14 protein-coding genes are annotated in these 15,983 nt (G+C 67.9%); 10 read left to right on the forward strand and 4 right to left on the reverse strand.

Annotated features, from left to right (window positions below):
- Positions 1-11 precede the first annotated feature (11 nt).
- Genes ABGI63_RS12670 through ychF form a run of 3 tightly spaced genes read right to left on the reverse strand, consistent with a single transcriptional unit; the run spans position 12 to position 4,878 of the window.
- The gene (locus tag ABGI63_RS12670) at positions 12-518 is read right to left on the reverse strand and encodes a chemotaxis protein CheW (protein ID WP_349742739.1); all 507 of its coding nucleotides are present in this window, start codon (positions 516-518) and stop codon (positions 12-14) included.
- Positions 519-555: 37 nt separating this feature from the next.
- Positions 556-3,729, reverse strand: a complete 3,174-nt coding sequence (locus ABGI63_RS12675) for a CHASE domain-containing protein (RefSeq protein ID WP_349742740.1) — start codon at positions 3,727-3,729, stop codon at positions 556-558.
- Between the two features lie 57 nt (positions 3,730-3,786).
- The gene (gene ychF / locus ABGI63_RS12680; protein ID WP_262971168.1) at positions 3,787-4,878 is read right to left on the reverse strand and encodes a redox-regulated ATPase YchF; all 1,092 of its coding nucleotides are present in this window, start codon (positions 4,876-4,878) and stop codon (positions 3,787-3,789) included.
- Positions 4,879-4,964: 86 nt separating this feature from the next.
- On the opposite strand from ychF, the gene ABGI63_RS12685 reads away from it, so the two are divergent.
- From ABGI63_RS12685 to ABGI63_RS12715, 7 genes are all read left to right on the forward strand, one after another.
- Positions 4,965-6,077, forward strand: coding sequence for an FAD-dependent monooxygenase (locus ABGI63_RS12685; RefSeq protein ID WP_349742741.1), 1,113 nt, complete (start codon positions 4,965-4,967; stop codon positions 6,075-6,077).
- Between the two features lie 25 nt (positions 6,078-6,102).
- Positions 6,103-6,822 carry a DsbC family protein gene (locus ABGI63_RS12690; protein WP_349742742.1) on the forward strand — a complete coding sequence of 240 codons (720 nt, stop codon included), beginning with the start codon at positions 6,103-6,105 and terminating at the stop codon, positions 6,820-6,822.
- 39 nt (positions 6,823-6,861) lie between these two features.
- Positions 6,862-7,323 carry a DUF3429 domain-containing protein gene (locus ABGI63_RS12695; RefSeq protein WP_349742743.1) on the forward strand — a complete coding sequence of 154 codons (462 nt, stop codon included), beginning with the start codon at positions 6,862-6,864 and terminating at the stop codon, positions 7,321-7,323.
- 4 nt (positions 7,324-7,327) lie between these two features.
- Complete coding sequence (locus ABGI63_RS12700; RefSeq protein WP_349742744.1) at positions 7,328-9,085, forward strand: M61 family metallopeptidase; 1,758 nt, start codon at positions 7,328-7,330, stop codon at positions 9,083-9,085.
- Complete coding sequence (locus tag ABGI63_RS12705) at positions 9,070-10,140, forward strand: DUF3108 domain-containing protein (protein ID WP_349742746.1); 1,071 nt, start codon at positions 9,070-9,072, stop codon at positions 10,138-10,140. Before ABGI63_RS12700 ends, ABGI63_RS12705 begins: the two co-directional genes overlap by 16 nt.
- Positions 10,137-10,925, forward strand: a complete 789-nt coding sequence (locus ABGI63_RS12710) for an enoyl-CoA hydratase (RefSeq protein WP_349742747.1) — start codon at positions 10,137-10,139, stop codon at positions 10,923-10,925. The genes ABGI63_RS12705 and ABGI63_RS12710 overlap by 4 nt, the downstream gene beginning before the upstream one ends.
- 179 nt (positions 10,926-11,104) lie before the next feature.
- Positions 11,105-11,557 carry a DUF4148 domain-containing protein gene (locus tag ABGI63_RS12715; protein WP_349742748.1) on the forward strand — a complete coding sequence of 151 codons (453 nt, stop codon included), beginning with the start codon at positions 11,105-11,107 and terminating at the stop codon, positions 11,555-11,557.
- 69 nt (positions 11,558-11,626) lie between these two features.
- Here ABGI63_RS12715 and lysS read toward each other — a convergent pair whose 3' ends face one another.
- Positions 11,627-13,150, reverse strand: a complete 1,524-nt coding sequence (lysS, locus tag ABGI63_RS12720) for a lysine--tRNA ligase (protein WP_349742749.1) — start codon at positions 13,148-13,150, stop codon at positions 11,627-11,629.
- 86 nt (positions 13,151-13,236) lie between these two features.
- Here lysS and ABGI63_RS12725 point away from each other — a divergent pair, with 86 nt between their 5' ends.
- Genes ABGI63_RS12725 through ABGI63_RS12735 form a run of 3 tightly spaced genes read left to right on the forward strand, consistent with a single transcriptional unit; the run spans position 13,237 to position 15,982 of the window.
- Positions 13,237-14,304, forward strand: coding sequence for a Gfo/Idh/MocA family protein (locus ABGI63_RS12725; protein ID WP_349742750.1), 1,068 nt, complete (start codon positions 13,237-13,239; stop codon positions 14,302-14,304).
- Positions 14,305-14,306: 2 nt separating this feature from the next.
- On the forward strand, positions 14,307-14,885 hold the full coding sequence (locus ABGI63_RS12730) for an acyltransferase (protein ID WP_349742751.1): 579 nt from the start codon (positions 14,307-14,309) through the stop codon (positions 14,883-14,885).
- A 2-nt stretch (positions 14,886-14,887) separates the two neighbouring features.
- On the forward strand, positions 14,888-15,982 hold the full coding sequence (locus ABGI63_RS12735) for a DegT/DnrJ/EryC1/StrS family aminotransferase (protein ID WP_349742901.1): 1,095 nt from the start codon (positions 14,888-14,890) through the stop codon (positions 15,980-15,982).
- The last annotated feature ends 1 nt before the right edge of the window (position 15,983 follow it).

The following is a 15,983-nucleotide window of genomic DNA, read 5'->3' on the forward strand; positions in this document are numbered from 1 at the left end:
GTAGCTTGGTCTCAGTCGATCAGGCCGAAATCCGGGCTCCCAACCATGCCTTCGATGTCCAGCAGTATCAGCATGCGTTCGGCCACCTTGCCCAGGCCGGTGACGAAGCGGGTATCGATGGCCGAGCCGACCTCGGGAGCGGCCATGATCTCGCCGGCCTTCAGTTCCAGCACATCGGAGACCGAGTCGACGACGATGCCGACCACCCGGTTGCAGACATTCAGCACGATCACGACCGTGAAGCTGCTGTACTCGGCCGCCTGACCCAGGCGCAGGCGCAGATCGACGATAGGCACGATCACGCCGCGCAGATTGACCACCCCCTTGACGAAGGCCGGTGCGTTGGCGACCCGGGTCGGCGCCTCGTAGGAGCGGATTTCCTGGACCTTCAGGATGTCGATGCCGTATTCCTCGGCGCTGATGCGAAAGCTCAGGTACTGGCCGCTGGCGCGCGCGGACCGGGCGTCGGCGGCGAGCAGGGCGGTGGACGGGGCAGGGGCCAGTTCGTTGGAACTCATGAGCGGCAGGACCTTCAAAACGGTGGGCAGGAGTGCCTTATTTTGCCTGCGGCCCGGCGCCGCCCAGCAACTCGTCCAGCAGATCCAGCAACTCGCGTACCTCGACCGGCTTGGTCAGGTAGTGCTGGGCACCGGCGGCGCGGGTGCGCTCGATATGGTCGGGCAGGGCATTGGCCGACACCGCCACCACCGGCAGCGCCGCGCATTGCGGCGCTGCACGCAAGGCCTGCAGCAGGGCCAGGCCGGTGGTGTCGGGCAGTTGCATGTCCAGCAGCAGCAGATCGGGCGGATCGGCCAGCACGGCGGCCAGGCCGCTGCGGCCATCGGCATGGACCTCCAGCAGGATCTGCCGACGCTGCGCCAGGATGCCGCGCATGACCTCGACATTGGTGGCGTTGTCCTCGATATAGACCACCCGCTTGGGCGCCGCATAGGCCGGCTCGGTGCTCGGCACGGCGCTGGCGCCCGTCTGCGGGCCGGCCTCGGTCGCGGCCGGCAGGCGCAGCGCGAAGCGGGAGCCCCGGCCTTCGACGCTGCTGACCGTCAAGGCGCCGCCCATCAGCTCGGCCAGACGTTTGCAGATCACCAGGCCGATGCCGGTGCCCTCGGTGCCGCTGTGCTCGCGGCCCAGGCGATTGAAGGGCTGGAACAGCGCGGCCAGCTGGGCCGGGCTGAGCCCCAGGCCGCTGTCGCTGACGCTGAGCTCGACGCTCAGCGCATCGACCCGCTGCGAACCGATGGTGATGCTGCCGCCCTCGATGTTGTATTTGACGGCATTGCTGAGCAGATTGGTCAGCACCTGGCGGATCCGGGTCGCATCGCCCAGGGCGTGCAGCGCCTGCAGGTCCAGGTTCTTGTGGATCGAGATACCGCGCTGGCCGGCCGGCTTCTCGATCAGGGCCAGCGCATCGTCGAGCAGCTCGGCCAGGTTCTGGCGCTGCAAATCCAGCTTCATCGAGCCCGACTCGATGCGCGACAGGTCCAGCGTGTCGTTGATCATCTCCAGCAGATGCCAGCCGGCCTGCTGGACCTGGGCGGCCCAGCCACGCTGGCGCTCCGACAGCGGTTGCGTGCGGTCCATCTCCAGCAACTGGGTGAAGCCCAGCATCGCGTTCAGCGGCGTGCGCAGCTCGTGGCTCATGCGCGACAGGAACTCGTTCTTGGCCCGGTTGGCCGCCTCGGCCAGCGCACGGGCATGCTCGAGCTCACGCATCTTCAGCTGGTCGGTGATGTCCTCGACCACGCCGACCAGGCGATAGGGCTCGCCCTTGGCGTCGCGCAGCAGGCTGACCAGCGCGCGGCCATGGACGATGCGGCCATCCTTGGCCAGATAGCGCTTCTCGCGCCGGTACATGCCGATCTTGCCGGCCAGCAGCAGGCGGGCCAGGCGCACGTCTTCGCTGCGGTCATCCGGATGGGTGATGGCCAGGCTGCGCCGGCTGAGCAGCTCCTCGGCCGCATAGCCCAGCATGCGGCAGATGTGCGGATTGGCTTCCTGCGGCATGCCGTCGAGGTCGGCAAAGATGATGCCGATCGGCACGTTGTCGAAGATATTGCGGAAGCGCCGTTCGCTCTCGACCAGCGCGCGCGAGGCGCGCTCGCGCTCGCCGACCTCGTGCTGCAGCTCGGCCGTGCGCTCCTGCACCAAGTCGGCGATGCGGCGCGCCCGGCCGGTCACGGTCAGCAGCAGTGCCCCCAGCAACGCGGTGCACAGCAGACCCACCATCGCGAAGGCCCAGCTGCTGCGGCCCGACTCGCGCGGCCCGCCCTGTGGCGCGTAGATCACGATGTCCCAGTTGCGGCCGGCGAAGCTGACCGGGCGCAGCGTGTGCGGCACCGCGCTGGGCAGGGTTTCGCAGCCGTCCGGGCCGGCCAGGCGCCGGTGTGGGGCGGCCGGATCGGTGTCGACCAGGCAGATCCGCAGATGGGCCGGCATCGTGGTCGAGACGGTCTGCACCAGCAGATCGGGCCGGATGGTGGCGAACACCACGCCGCGCTGTGTCTGGCGGCGTTGCGCCTCGGTGCTGGGCTGGCCCCGATACAGGGCCTGATAGATGACCACGCCGATCGAGACCCCGCTGTCTTGCGAGAGCTGAAAGCCGGCGGTGGCCGAGGGCAGGGCGGTGCGCTGGGTTCGCTGCAAGGCCTGGCGCGAAGCCGGTATGGAGCGGATGTTGACTCCCAGGGCCGGCGCGTTGCGCGCCAGCGGTTCGATCAGCCGTATCGCCAGCATCGGCTCGTCGGCCTCGGGCTTGAAGTCGCCGGGCCGCTGGCGATCCCGGGCCTGGTAGCCGGGCAGGCCATCGGCCCGGGCCTGCTGGTCGAAGGCCGCGACATCGGCGCGGGCCAGATCGGCGGCCCAGCCCAGGGCCAGCAGATTGCCTCCAGGCAGCAAGTAGGCGGCGCTGCCGCGCTCGAAGTCGGCGCGGCTGATCTGCGGCGCCACCAGCAGCAGCCCGTGCATGGCTTCCAGCGCGCCCAGCGGCTCGCGCAGCGCGGTCTCCAGCGCGCTGGCGGCGGCGGCGGCCTCGCGTTCGAAATTGCTGCGCTCGCGGTGGGCGTCCCACTCGCCGACCTTCAGTGTGGCCAGGGCCATCAGCAGGGTCGCGATCAACAGCGGCAGGCCGACGCTGAGCCGGCGCGGCGCCCAGGCGCTGCGCGGCTGCGCCAGCAGGGTCAGGGCCACGGGCGCGCCGATCAGCACGCCCACCGTGTCGCCCAGCCACCAGGAGGCCCAGTTGGCGGCCAGTTCGGGCGGCGTGATGGCGCCGACCAGCAGCAGGGCCGCGGTGCCGCAGCTGGCGCTGACCACGCAGGCCAGGCCGGCGCCGAGCAGATAGAAGCGCGCCAGATCGCGCGGTTCCGACAAGGTCAGCGGCTGGCTGATCCAGCGCCCGACCAGCCAGGCCCCTGCGAGGGCTTGCAGCGTCGCGCCGAGACCGGCCAGCGCCGGCACCAGCAGGGAGTTCAGGCCGATGTCCTGGCCCAGCCAGAGATTGACGCCGAAGGAGCCCAGCCAGATCCCCGGCGCGACCTGGCGGCCCAGGCACAGCACGGCGGCGAGCGCCAGTCCGGCGCCGGGGTAGAGCGGCGAGGCGTAGTTCGGGGGGACGGCCAGCTTGACCGTCAGCAGGCCCAGCAGCGCATAGGCCAGGGCCAAAGCCAGGGCCTGCATGGGCCAGCTGGTGAGCAGACGATGAGGGCGCGGCATCCGCCCCATCCTAGCCCAGAGCTTGCGGCCGGTGTGGCCGCAATGCCGCTCGTTTTTTTAGACGTTGAACAGGAAATTCAGCACGTCGCCATCCTTGACGACGTACTCCTTGCCCTCGGCCCGCATCTTGCCGGCGTCCTTCGCACCCTGCTCGCCCTTGAACTGGATGAAGTCCTCGAAGGCAATCGTCTGGGCGCGGATGTAGCCGCGTTCGAAGTCGGTGTGGATCACGCCGGCGGCCTGCGGGCCGGTGTCGCCCTTGTGGATGGTCCAGGCGCGCACTTCCTTGACGCCGGCCGTGAAATAGGTCTGCAGGCCCAGCAGGCTGAAGCCGGCGCGGATCAGGCGGTTCAGACCCGGCTCTTCCTGGCCCATCTCGGCCAGGAACATCGCACGGTCCTCGTCGCTCATCTCCGACAGCTCGGCTTCGGTCTTGGCGCAGATCGCGACCACGGGGCCGTTCTGCGCGGCCGCGTATTCCTTCAGGCGGTCCAGGAAGGGGTTGTTGTCGAAACCGTCCTCGGCCACATTGGCCACGAACATCGCCGGCTTTGCGGTGATCAGGCACAGCGGCTTGAGCAGCACCAGCTCTTCCTTGCTGAAGTCGATGGTGCGCACCGGCTTGGCTTCATTGAGCGCGGCCTCGCACTTCTCCAGCACCTTGACCAGCGCGATCGCCTCCTTGTCGCCGGCGCGCGCCACCTTGTTGTAGCGGTGCAGGCTCTTCTCCACGGTGCCCATATCGGCCAGGCAGAGCTCGGTCTGGATCACCTCGATGTCGGAGATCGGGTCGACGCGGCCATTGACGTGGACCACATTGCCGTCCTCGAAGCAGCGCACCACATTGACGATGGCATCGGTCTCGCGGATGTGCGAGAGGAACTTATTGCCCAGGCCTTCGCCCTTGGAGGCGCCCGCCACCAGGCCGGCGATGTCGACAAACTCGACCACGGCCGGCACCACGCGCTCGGGCTGGACGATCTCGGCCAGCTGCTGCAGGCGCGGGTCGGGCAACTCCACGATGCCCACATTGGGCTCGATGGTGCAGAAGGGGTAGTTCTCGGCGGCGATGCCGGCCTTGGTCAGGGCGTTGAACAGGGTGGACTTGCCCACATTGGGCAGGCCCACGATGCCGCATTTGAGGCTCATGGGGGAACTTTCGCTGGGGCCGAATGGCAAAACGGGCATTTTAATCGCCCCCGGCCGCTGCGCCGGCGCCTCCTACAATGCGCGCCATGGAAAGAGTCGACATCCTGGTGCGTGGTGAGGGCTGTGTAGGCCGGGCTTTGGCGCTGGCGCTGGGCGCCCAGGGGCTGCGCGTGGCCTTGCTCGGCGGCGTCGCGCCGGCCGCGCCGCGTGATGACGATTTGCGCACCTATGCGTTGAATGCCGCCTCGGTGGCCCTGCTGCGCGAGCTCAGGGTCTGGGACGCGCTGCCGCCCGATGCCATCAGCCCGGTCTATGAAATGCAGGTGCAGGGCGATCAGGCGGCCGGCCAGCTGGCTTTCTCCGCCTGGCAGCAGGGCGTGCGCGAGCTGGCCTATATCGTCGATGCCGGCGCGCTGGATCAGCAGCTGGGCGTGGCGGTCGGCTTTGCGCCCCATGTGCGGCGCGTGAGCCAGCCGGTGGCGGCCGAGCTGCAGGCCTTGTGCGAGGGGCGCGACTCGGCCGGCCGCGCCGCTTTAGGCGTGCACTTTGACAAGCAGGCCTACGGACACCATGCGATCGCCGCCCGCCTGGTCGCGGACCGGCCGCACCAGGGTGTCGCGCGGCAATGGTTCCGCTCACCCGATGTGCTGGCCCTGCTGCCCTTTGAGCGGCCGGCGCCGGCCCGCTCTTACGGCCTGGTGTGGTCCCTGCCCGAGGCCCGCGCGGCCGAGTTGCTGGCGGCCAGCGAGGCCGAGTTCGAGCAGGCCTTGATGGCGGCCAGCGGTGGCGAGGCCGGCGCGCTGCGCCTGAGCGGCGCGCGTGCCGCCTGGCCGCTGGCGCTGGCCCGGGCCGATGCGGTCAGCGGGCCCGGCTGGGTGTTGCTGGGTGACGCCGCCCATCTGGTCCATCCGCTGGCCGGCCAGGGCCTGAATCTGGGCCTGGCCGATGTCGCAACCTTGGCCCGGGTGCTGCGGCAGCGTGAAAGCTGGCGGGCCGTGTCCGACGAGCGCCTGCTGCGCCGCTATGCGCGCGAGCGGGCCGCGCCGACCTGGGCCATGGGCGAGCTGACTGATGGCCTGCTGCGCGTTTTTGCCAGCGAGGCCCCGGCCCTGCGCGGACTGCGCAACCAGGGCATGGGCCTGCTGAACCGGCTGCCGCCCGTCAAGCGCTGGCTGACGTCGCGAGCGCTGGGTCTGTGAATCACATTGAATCGAGGATGTCCCGATGCTGAAGATGAAATCGCTGGGCCTGGCCCTGCTGCTGTGCGCGCCGCTGGCCCAGGCCAATGAGGCAGTGATCCGCAAGAACCTGAGCGAGCGCCTGCCCAATCTGCCCAAGATCGACGAGGTGCGCGCCGCCGCCTTTCCGGGCCTGTGGGAGATCCGCATCGGCACCGAGATCCGCTACACCGACCCGACCGGCAGCTATCTGATCGAGGGCGAGCTGATCGATGTGAAGGCACGCCCGGTCCGCAATCTGACCGCTGAGCGAGTCGACAAGCTCAACCAGATCGATTTCGCCGCGCTGCCGCTGAAGGATGCGGTGGTCTGGAAGAGCGGCAATGGCAAGCGCCGCATCGCCGTCTTCGCCGATCCGAACTGCGGCTATTGCAAGCGCTTCGAGCGCAGCCTGCAGGACGTCAAGGACATCACCGTCTACACCTTCCTGATCCCCATCCTGGGCGGCGACTCGCCGGACAAGTCGCGCGCGATCTGGTGCGCCAAGGACAGTACCGCGACCTGGATGGCCTGGATGCTGGAGGGCAAGGTGCCGCCCAAGCCCGCTACCAGCTGCGATGACGCGGCCATCGAGCGCAATCTGGCGCTGGCGCGCAAGCACCAGGTCAACGGCACGCCGGCCGTGATCTTCGAGGACGGCAGCCGCGCCCCGGGCGCGATCAGCGCCGAGCAGCTGGAGCGCCGCCTGGCTGCCAACAAGTCCTGACCTCTTTCTCTCGACTCTTTTCCCATTTCGGAGCGACGCATGCCTGCTGCCGCGAGCGCCAGCCCCCCCTTGTCATCGAACCCGCTGGCCCAGCGCCTGGCCTATGCCGGGCTGATCCCCTTTGTGCTGGGTGCCGCCCTGGTCTGGCTGCTGGCCGGCTTCAACGCCGACGCCCATGCCTTCGCGGCGCTGGGGCTGTCGGCCTATGCCGCCGTGGTCGTGTCCTTTCTGGGCGGTATTCACTGGGGCCTGGGTTTCAGGCAGCAAATCCCGTCGCCGCAGCCTTTTATCTGGGGTGTCGTGCCCTCGCTGCTGGCCTGGGTGGCGGTGGTGATGCCGGCCTATGCGGGCCTGGTCGTGCACGGGGTGATGCTGGTGGTCTGCTATCTGGTCGACCGGCGTTGCTATCCGGCCCTGGGCGCCGGTGCCTGGCTGACTTTGCGATTCCGGCTCAGTGCGATCGCCGGCCTGTGCTGCTTCCTGGGTGCTGCGGGCAGCTGAACGGATGATCAATTACAAGATCGAGATCGCCGATGCCCATGCGCATCTGTTCCAGCTCACGCTGACGATTCCGGCGCCGGCCGAAACGCAGGCGCTGAGCCTGCCGGTCTGGATACCGGGCAGCTATATGGTGCGCGAGTTCTCGCGCCATCTCGGCGGCCTGCAGGCGCGCCAGGGCAGCCGCGCGGTGGCCTTGCGCCAGACCAGCAAATGCAGCTGGGAGGCGCGCTGCAGCGGTCGTGGCGCGCTGGTCGTCAGCTACCAGGTCTATGCCTTCGACAGCTCGGTGCGGGCCGCCTTTCTGGACGCGCAACGTGGCTTCTTCAATGGCGCCAGCCTGTGCCTGCGCGCCCATGGCAAGGAGGCACAGAGCCATGGCATCGAGCTGGCGGGGCTGCCCGAGGGCTGGCAGGTCGCCACTTCGATGACAGCCACCGGCGTGTCGAGCTATCAGGCGGCCGATTACGACGAGTTGATCGACCATCCCTTCGAGCTGGGGCGCTTCTGGCGCGGCGAGTTCAATGCTTCCGGCGTGCCGCATCAGCTGGTGGTCAGCGGCGCGCAGCCGGTGTTCGACGGCACGCGGCTGCTGGCCGATGCGCAACGCATCTGCGAGGCGCAGATCGCCCTCTGGCACGGCGAGCGGCGCGGCGCCGGGCCGGCACTGCCGTTCGGGCGCTATGTCTTCCTGCTCAATGCGGTGGACGAGGGCTATGGCGGGCTCGAACACCGAGCCAGCACCGCGCTGATCGCGGCGCGCCGCGATCTGCCGGTGCTGGGGCAGCAGGAGGTCTCGGATGGCTATCTGCGCCTGCTGGGCCTGATCAGCCACGAGTACTTCCACACCTGGAACGTCAAGCGCCTGCGCCCCGATACCTTCGCCAGCTTCGATTACAGCCAGGAGAACTACACCGAGCTGCTGTGGTTCTTCGAGGGCTTCACCTCCTACTACGACGATCTGATGCTGCGCCGCTGCGGCCTGATCGACGAGGCCCGCTATCTGAAGCTGCTCAGCGCCACCATCAGCGCGGTGCTGGCCGTGCCGGGGCGCAAGCAGCAAAGCCTGGCCCAGGCCAGCTTCGATGCCTGGATCCGCTACTACCGCCAGGACGAGAACACGCCCAACTCCACCGTCAGCTATTACGCCAAGGGCGCGCTGCTGGCGCTGGCGCTGGACCTGAGCCTGCGCAGCCAATCCCAGGGACCGTCCCGCGGGGCCAGTCTCGATGAGGTCTTGCGCCTGCTGTGGCAGCGCAGCGGCGGCGGGCCGATCAGCGAGGCCGATATCCTGGCCGTGGTCGCAGAGGCCGGCGGTGCGGCGCTGGCCGAGGAGCTGCGGCAGTGGGTGCATGGCACCGAGGATCTGCCGCTGCCGGCGCTGCTGGAGCGCGTCGGGCTGCGCTGGTGCAGCGACAAGGCCAGCCTGGCCCAGCGCCTGGGCCTGCGCGTCAGCGAGACGGACGGCATCCGTGTCAAGCAGGTGCTGCAGGGCTCGGCGGCGCTGGCCGGCGGCCTGGCGGCCGGTGATGAGATCCTGGCCTGCAACAGCTGGCGCTTGCGCAAGCTCGACGAGGCGCTGCAAACCTTGGCGCCCGAACGCTTGAGCCAGATGGCGCTGCTGGTGGCGCGCGACCAGCGGGTGCTGAGCCTGAACCTGTGTCTGCCGCTGGAGCCTCAGGTCGGCGCTCCGGTGCGGCTGAGTCCGGCCGAGAAAGCCCCGGCGCGCGCTCTCGGCCTGCGCCGGGCATGGCTGGGCGGCTGAAGCGCCGGGGCCTGCTGGCCCTGATCGTGCTGCTGGTGCTGCTGGCGCATGGCTGGCTGGGGCGCACGCTGCAGCTGGGGCCGCCAGGCGAAGCGGCGCCGCCACGGCTGGCGGCGGCCTTTGTCCGCGAACTGGTCGAGCAGGCACCGCCCAAGCGTCTGGCCGCGCCGGCGCCTATGCCCAGGCTCAAGAAGCCCCAGCCACTGCACAGCAGCGTGCTGGCGCCGCTGCCCGAAGTTCCCGTGCTGGAGGCGCTGGCAGAGTTGTCGGCGCCGGCCGAGTTGCCCGCTGCAGCAGAGCTCGCGCTGGGCGAGCCGGCCGAGCCCGGCCCGGAGTGGCCGCTGTCCACCCAGCTCAGCTACCGCCTGCAAGGCAATTTCCGCGGGCCGCTGGAGGGGGAGGCCCAGGTGCAATGGCTGCGCCAGGGTCGGCGCTACCAGGTGCACCTCGATGTACTGGTCGGCGCCCGTTTCGCGCCGCTGATCACACGCCGCATGAGCAGCGACGGGCTGCTGACGCCCGAGGGAATAGCGCCCCAGCGCTATGACGAGGACACAAAGATGCTGCTGCGCGATGCGAGGCACAGCAAGATCTCGTTCGAGGGTCAGGTCTTGCTGCTGGCCGATGGCAAGGCGCAGCCCCAGCCGCCGGGCGTGCAGGATGCGGCCAGTCAGTTCGTGCATCTGACCTGGCTGTTCCTGACCGGGCGTGAAACGCTGCGGCCGGGCCTGGTCATTGAGATGCCCCTGGCCCTGCCACGCCGGCTCTACCGCTGGCGCTACGAGGTGATTGGCGAGGAGGAGCTGCACACGCCGATGGGGCCGCTGAGCGCCTGGCATCTGCGGCCCTTGTTCGACCACGGGGAGGGCCGTGTCCAGGACCTGAAGGCCGAGGTCTGGCTGGCGCCGGGCCTGCAATACCTGCCGGTGCGGCTGCTGATACGCCAGGACGACGGCAGCCACCTCGACCTGATGCTGAAAGCCCCGCCGCTGCAGGCCGCGCCTGACCCTATAGTTGCGCCCATCGAGCCACAAGACCCACGGAGACCCGAATGACTTATGAATGCATCCTGAGCACTGTGCAGGGCGAGGGCGAGCGCAAGACCGGCCTGATCACCCTGAACCGGCCCAAGCAGCTCAATGCGCTGAACGACCAGCTAATGGACGAACTGGGCCAGGCCCTGTTGGCCTTCGATGCCGACGACAGCATCGGCTGCATCGTGCTGACCGGCTCTGAGCGCGCCTTCGCGGCCGGCGCCGACATCCCGACGATGGCCCCGCACAACTTCATGAGCGCCTTCAAGAGCGGCCTGATCTCGAAGAACTGGGAAACCATTCTGCAGGTCAGGAAGCCGGTGATCGCGGCGGTGGCCGGCTTCGCGCTGGGCGGTGGCTGCGAGCTGGCGATGATGTGCGACTTCATCATCGCCGCCGACACGGCCAAGTTCGGCCAGCCCGAGATCAAGCTGGGCATCATCCCTGGCGCTGGCGGCACGCAACGCCTGCCGCGCGCGGTCGGCAAGAGCAAGGCCATGGACATGCTGCTGACCGCCCGCATGATGGATGCGGCCGAGGCCGAGCGGGGCGGCCTGGTGTCTCGCGTCGTCGCGGCGGACAAGCTGCTGGAGGAGGCGCTGGCCGCAGCCGAGCAGATCAACGGCTTCAGCGCGCCCTCGGTGGCCTTGATCAAGGAACTGGTGAACCTGGCCTACCAGGGCCCACTGATCGACGGCGTCAATGTGGAGCGGCGCTATTTCCACGCGCTGTTCGGCACCGAGGACCAGCGCGAGGGCATGGATGCCTTCATCAACAAGCGCAAACCGGCGTTCAAGCACCGCTGATCGCACAAACTGACGGCTCAGGGCTAACCCTGTCATGGATTCTTCTTATTTCTTGAACGGTCCATTCATGCTGGCCTAGTTTTTTTACCGAGTGGTGAGTTTTACAGTTGCATCCATGGACACGGCGGATCGACACACAAGGTCGGCGGTGTTCTCCAACAACCGTAAAGGAACTCATCATGAAGAAGCTGACCGCAATTGCCCTGACCCTGTTGACCGCCGGTGCCGCGATGGCCAATGGCCTGAGCCGTGAAGAAGTCGTCGCCGAGCTGATGCGTGCCCGCAATGCCGGCGAGTTGGTCGCCCAGAACAGCGAGAACCCCGATGTCTTCGGCCGCACCACCATCAACACGGCTTCGACGACCAGCCGTAGCGCCGTCGTGGCCGAGCTGCAACGCGCCCGCCAGGCCGGTGAGCTCGACGGCCTGAACAGCGAGTCCGGCGTCGCCATCAAGGCGACCGGCTCGACGACGACCCGCGCCCAGGTGCTGGCCGAACTCGAGCGCGCCCGCGCCAGCGGCGAGCTGGATCTGCTGAACAGCAACAACCCCAGCTACGCCCAGCTGATCGCGCTGATTCCGGCCAAGTCGGCTGCCCAACAGCTGGCGGGTCAGCCCAAGAGCGCCCAGTAAGTAAAAAACGGCTTCGGCCAAGACAAAGGCGGCCCGCGGGCCGCCTTTTGTCGTTCATCTGGCCTGGGTTCAGGCTTCGCGGCGCAGAGCAGGGAAGAGGATGATGTCGCGGATGCTGGGGCTGTCGGTGATCAGCATCATCAGCCGATCGATGCCGATGCCGCAGCCGCCGGTCGGGGGCATGCCGTACTCGAGCGCTCGGATGAAGTCGGCGTCGAAGAACATGGCTTCTTCGTCGCCGGCGTCCTTGTTCGCGACCTGGGCCTGGAAGCGGGCGGCCTGGTCCTCGGCATCGTTCAGCTCGGAGAAGCCGTTGGCGTACTCGCGGCCGGTGATGAAGAGCTCGAAGCGCTCGGTGATCGCCGGATTGGTGTCGGAGGCGCGGGCCAGCGGCGAGACCTCGACCGGATAGTCGATGATGAAGGTCGGCTGCCAGAGCTTTTCTTCGACCACGGCTTCGAACATGCCGAACTGCAGCTCGGGCAGCTTCCAGTGCTTGGGGGCTTCCTCGCCGTGCTTCTTCAGCTCGGCGCGTAGCACCTCGGCATCGTCGGCTTGGCTCGCCGTCAGGCCGGCATGGGCGATCAGCGAGTCGCGCACCGAGAGGCGGGCGAAGGGTTCGTCCAGCGCGACCGGCTTGCCGGCATAGCTGATCGCGGCGCTGCCGGTGGCGGCGATGGCCGCATGGCGCAGCACGTTCTCGGTGAAGTCCATCAGATCATGGTGCGTCCAGTAGGCCGCATAGAACTCCATCATCGTGAACTCGGGGTTGTGGCGCACCGAGATGCCTTCGTTGCGGAAGTTGCGGTTGATCTCGAACACGCGCTCGAAACCGCCCACCACTAGGCGCTTCAGATACAGCTCGGGCGCGATGCGCAGGAACATCTCCTGGTCCAGCGCGTTGTGATGGGTGATGAAGGGCTTGGCATTGGCGCCGCCGGGGATCGGGTGCAGCATCGGCGTCTCGACCTCCAGGAAGCCGTTGTCCACCATGAAGCTGCGGATCGACGACACCGCCTTGGAGCGGGCGACGAAACGGGTGCGCGCGGCCTCGTCGGTGATCAGGTCGACATAGCGCTGGCGGTACTTCTGCTCCTGGTCGGCCATGCCGTGGAACTTGTCCGGCAGCGGGCGCAGGCTCTTGGTCAGCAGGCGCAGCGACGTGACGCGCACCGACAGCTCGCCGGTCTTGGTCTTGAACAGTGTGCCCTCGGCGCCGACGATGTCGCCCATGTCCAGGTGCTTGAAGTCGGCGTAGGCCTCCTCGCCGATGCCGTCCTTGGTGACGAAGAGCTGGATGCGACCGGTAGCGTCCTGCAACGTGCCGAAGCTGGCCTTACCCATCACGCGCTTGAGCATCAGCCGGCCGGCGACGCTGACAGCCACGGCTTGCGGCTCCAGCGCCTCGTTGTCCAGCTCGCCGTAGCGGGTCGAGAGCGGCAGCGCGCGGTGCTGCGGCTTGAAATCGTTGGGGAAGGGGACCGCAGTCTTGGCACGGATGGCGGCGAGCTTCTCGCGGCGCTCGGTGATCAGCTGGTTTTCGTCGGCAGCGGCGGGCGCGGTGTGCGGCGTGGCGGGGGTGTGCTGGGTCATCGTCAACTCGTTGAATTTGCTGCGATTTTAGGGCTTGCGCGGGAGCGCCCCCGTAGAATCCGTGTTTCGCCCGATTCTGGCCTTCCATGCCGCCCAGCCTGCCCATCCTCGACCGCAAGATCCGCTTCGCCCTGGTGGGCTGTGGCCGCATCGCCAAGAACCATATCGAGGCCTTGGCCAAGCATGCGGAACGCGCCGAGATCGTCGCGGTCTGCGACACCCGGCCCGAGGCGCTGCAGGCCGCAGTGGCCGCTACCGGCGCGGCCGGGTTCGCGTCGCTGGATGCCTTGCTCGCGGGGTCGGACGCGGACATCGTCGTGCTGGCCACGCCCAGCGGCCTGCATCCGCAGCAGGCCATCGCTGTGGCCCGCGCTGGCCGCCATGTGCTCAGCGAGAAGCCGATGGCCACCAAGTTTGACGAGGGCATGGCGATGGTGCGGGCCTGCCGCGATGCCGGCGTCAAGCTCTTTGTGGTCAAGCAGAACCGGCTCAACGCGACGGTGCAGTTGGTCAAGCAGGCGATCGCCCAGGGGCGCTTTGGCCGCATCTTCCTGAGCACGGTCAATGTGTTCTGGACCCGGCCGCAAAGCTATTACGACGCCGCACCCTGGCGCGGCCGCTGGGATCTGGACGGCGGGGCCTTCATGAACCAGGCCAGCCACTATGTCGACCTGCTGGACTGGCTGGTCGGCCCGGTCGACAGCGTCCACGCCTACACCGCCACGCTGGACCGCGATATCGAGGCCGAGGACACCGGCGTGATGAGCGTGCGCCTGCGCCATGGTGGCCTAGGCTCGATCAATGTGACGATGCTGACTTACCCGCAGAATCTGGAGGGCTCGATCACCATTCTTGGCGAGAAAGGTTCGGTCAAGATCGGCGGCACCGCGGTCAACAAGATCGAGCATTGGGCCTTCGCCGACCAGCGGCCCGAGGACGAGGCGGTCAAGACCGCGAGCTATGCACTTGGTGACGGGGGCAGCGTCTACGGCCCCGGCCACCCGCTCTACTACGACAACGTCATCAAGACCCTGCGTGGCGAGGCCAGCGCCGAGGTCGATGGTTACGAGGGCTTGCGCTCGCTGGAGATCCTGATCGCGGCCTATCGCTCGGCGCGCGATGGCCAGCGCGTCGGTTTGCCCTTGGTGTTTTGAAGATGGCTTACTGGAAACACGAGTCGGCCATCGTTGACGAGGGCGCACAGCTGGGCGAGGGCAGCAAGGTCTGGCACTTTGCCCATGTGAGCCCCGGCGCACGCATCGGCGCGGGCTGCTCGCTGGGGCAGGGCGTTTATGTCGGCAACGATGTGAGCATCGGCGACAACGTCCGCATCCAGAACAATGTCTCGGTCTATGACGCGGTGACCTTGGAGGACGATGTGTTCTGCGGCCCGAGCATGGTGTTCACCAATGTCTACAACCCGCGTGCCGCGGTCGCGCGCAAGAACGAATACCGCAAGACGCTGGTGCAACGCGGCGCGACCCTGGGCGCCAACTGCACCATCGTCTGCGGCGCGACGATAGGCCGTTATGCCTTTGTCGGCGCCGGTGCCGTGGTGCAGAAGGACGTGGCCGATTTCGCGCTGATGGTGGGTGTGCCGGCGCGACGCATCGGTTGGATGAGCCGGCATGGCGAGCGCCTGCGCTTCGACGCGGCCGGTCAGGCTGTCTGCCCCGCAACGGGTGAGCGCTATCGCCTGGCGAGTGATGAACAAACCGTGGAGCTGATCCCTTGAGCCTGCCCTTCATCGACCTGAAAGCCCAGTACGCGGCGCTCAAGACCAGCATCGATGCCCGCATCCAGCGGGTACTGGACCATGGCCAGTACATCATGGGCCCCGAGGTCAAGGAGCTGGAAGACAAGCTGGCCGCCTATGTGGGCGTCAAGCACTGCATCACCGTCTCCAGTGGTACCGAGGCCCTCTTGATCGCACTGATGGCGCTGGACATCAAGCCCGGTGACGAGGTCATCACCACCCCGTTCACCTTTGCCGCGACGGTCGAGGTGATCGCGCTGCTGGGTGCGGTGCCTGTCTATGTGGACATCGAGCCCGACACCTGCAATATCGACGCGCGCCTGATCAGGGCGGCGATCACGCCGAGAACCCGGGCCATCATGCCGGTGAGCCTGTATGGCCAGGTTTGCGATATCGACGACATCAAGGCGGCGGCCGCCGGCATCCCGGTGATCGAGGATGCCGCACAGAGCTTTGGCGCGAGCTACCAGGGCCGCAAGAGCTGCGGCCTCAGCACCTTCGGCGCCACCAGCTTCTTCCCCAGCAAGCCGCTGGGTTGCTATGGCGACGGTGGCGCGCTGTTCACCGACGACGACGCCTTGGCGCAGGCCGCGCGGGAGATCCGCGTCCACGGCCAGAGCGCGCGCTACACCCACACCCGGGTCGGTGTCGGGGGGCGCATGGACACCATCCAGTGCGCGGTGGTGCTGGCCAAGCTGGAGCGCTTCGACTGGGAGATCGAACAGCGCCTGAAGATCGGCTCGCGCTACCAGCAGCTGCTGGCCGATCTGCCCGCTGAATTCGGTGTCCAGCGGCTGGCGGTGCGCGAGGATCGCGACTGCGTCTGGGCCCAGTTCACGCTGCAACTCAACAACAGGCCCGAGGTGCAGCGCAAGCTCAGCGAGGCCGGCATTCCGACCGCCATCCATTACCCCAAGCCCCTGCATCGCCAGCCGGCCTATGCCCGGCCTGATCTGCATTTCCCTTGCGCCGAGGCCGCCGCCCAGCGGGTCATCAGTCTGCCGATGAGTGCCGACCTGAGTGAGGCGCAGCAGGATGCGGTGATCGCCGCGCTGCGCCAGGCCTTGACTCACTGAC

Source organism: Roseateles cavernae (assembly GCF_040187885.1).
Taxonomy (GTDB): domain Bacteria; phylum Pseudomonadota; class Gammaproteobacteria; order Burkholderiales; family Burkholderiaceae_C; genus Roseateles_E; species Roseateles_E cavernae.